Annotated in this window: 2 protein-coding genes; both read left to right on the top strand. The window is 54.7% G+C overall.

Going from position 1 to position 1,954, the window contains the following annotated elements:
* Nucleotides 1–26 precede the first annotated feature (26 nt).
* A complete protein-coding gene (gene groES, locus ABX962_RS35445; protein WP_146596752.1) occupies nucleotides 27–323 on the top strand; it encodes a co-chaperone GroES in 297 nt (98 codons plus the stop codon).
* Between the two features lie 141 nt (nucleotides 324–464).
* On the top strand, nucleotides 465–1,954 hold a 1,490-nt coding region (groL, locus tag ABX962_RS35440; RefSeq protein ID WP_372726364.1), incomplete at its 3' end, for a chaperonin GroEL.

Genomic DNA, 1,954 nt, shown 5'->3' with positions numbered 1-1,954 from the left:
ACCTTCAATACAGATAAGAAAATACTATGGCAAAAATGAACCTACGTCCGTTGGATGATCGCATTGTTGTTGAGCCTGTCGAAGCCGAAGAAACCACCGCTGGCGGTATCGTGCTTCCCGATTCGGCTCGTGAAAAACCACAGCGTGGTACGGTTGTCGCCGTCGGTCCTGGCAAAATGTTGGACAGCGGAAACCGTGGTGAGCTTAGCGTCACCGTTGGCGACGTCGTGATCTACGGCAAGTACGGCGGAAGCAACATCGAAGTCGATGGTCGCGAAATGAAGATCCTTCGCGAAAGCGACATCTTGGCAAAAGTTCTGTAGTAAACGGCACTTTTGGTTTTTCGCAGTGAGCCGACTTGCGTGGGCTCTGCTGCGATGGACGAAACGTCTCAGCGGTGTGTGTGTCACTGCCGCTGATTGCAACAAAACGAACAACAGCAATTTTATTACAGGAATTCACTCGTGGCAAAACAACTGCTATTTGACGACCACGCGCGAGCTCGCATGTTGGCGGGCGTCGACAAGTTGGCCAATGCGGTCGCCGTAACGATGGGCCCCACCGGCCGCAACGTGATGATCGACAAGTCGTTTGGCGGACCCACCGTAACGAAGGACGGTGTCACCGTCGCTAAAGAAATTGAGCTCGAAGATCGTTTCGAGAACATGGGCGCCAAGTTGGTGATCGAGGTCGCTCAAAAGACCAGCGATCTCGCCGGTGACGGCACCACCACCGCAACCGTGTTGGCTCGTGCGATCTTCAAAGAAGGTCTGCGTAACATCGTTGCCGGCAGCAACCCTGCGGCGATCCGCCGTGGAATCGACCGCGCTGTTCAAGCAGCCACCGAGCAATTGATCGAGATGGGCCAGCCCGTCAAGAACAAAGAGCAAATCGCTAACGTCGGTGCGATCAGTGCGAACAACGACAAGGTCATCGGAAACTTGTTGGCCGATGCTTTGGAACGAGTCGGTAAGGACGGCGTGATCACAGTCGAAGAAGGCAAGAGCCGAGTGACTGAAGTCAATTACGTGGACGGGATGCAGTTCGACAAGGGCTACATCTCGCCTTACTTCATCAACGATCCAAGCACGATGGAAGCGAGCCTCGAAAACGCTCTCATTCTGCTTTACGAGAAGAAGATCAGCAACATCCGCGATCTTGTTCCGTTGTTGGAAAAGGCAGCACAGACTGGTCAACCGTTGTTGATCATCGCCGAAGATGTTGATGCAGAAGCATTGACGTTGTTGGTAGTCAACAAGTTGCGTGGCACGTTGAACGTGTGTGCGGTGAAGGCGCCTGGTTTCGGCGATCGTCGCAAAGCCATGCTCGGCGATATCGCGACCCTGACCGGCGGTACGCTGATCAGCGAAGACTTGGGTATCCAGCTCGAAAATGTCACGCTTGAGCAACTTGGCCGTGCCAAGAAGGTCACCGTCGACAAGAGCAACACGACCATCGTCGAAGGCAGCGGAAAACGCGAAGATATCGACAAGCGTGTCTCCCAAATTCGTGCTCAAATCGAACAAACCGATAGCGAGTACGACAAGGAAAAATTCCAAGAGCGTTTGGCGAAACTGGCTGGTGGCGTTGCCGTCATTAGCGTGGGTGCCGAGACCGAAGCGGAAATGAAGCAAACCAAGGCTCGCTTGGAAGACGCACTGCATGCAACCCGTGCGGCTGTCGAGGAAGGAATCCTTCCCGGCGGTGGTGTGGCGTTGGTGCGTTGCTACGAAGCGGTCGAAGCGGCTCAGAAGAAAGCCAAGGGCGACGAAAAGATCGGTGTTGGCATCGTCTTGCACGCCTTGGACGCTCCGATGCGTCAAATCGCTGACAATGGTGGCATCGACGGCAGCGTTGTCGTTGACGAAGTTCGCCAAAAGGGCGCAACGATCGGTTACGACGCTAACACCGGCGAGTACTGTGACATGTTGAAGGCCGGCGTGATCGACCCTGT

Source organism: Novipirellula sp., from assembly GCF_041583735.1.
Classification (GTDB): Bacteria; Planctomycetota; Planctomycetia; order Pirellulales; family Pirellulaceae; genus Novipirellula.
The sequence above is the reverse complement of the archived record's forward strand: the minus strand, read 5'-3'. Positions and strand labels throughout refer to the sequence as shown.

What these genes read in the sequence shown, in the direction of transcription:
- groES (WP_146596752.1), top strand. Translation starts at nt 27, where the DNA reads ATGGCAAAAATGAACCTACGTCCGTTGGATGATCGCATTGTTGTTGAG.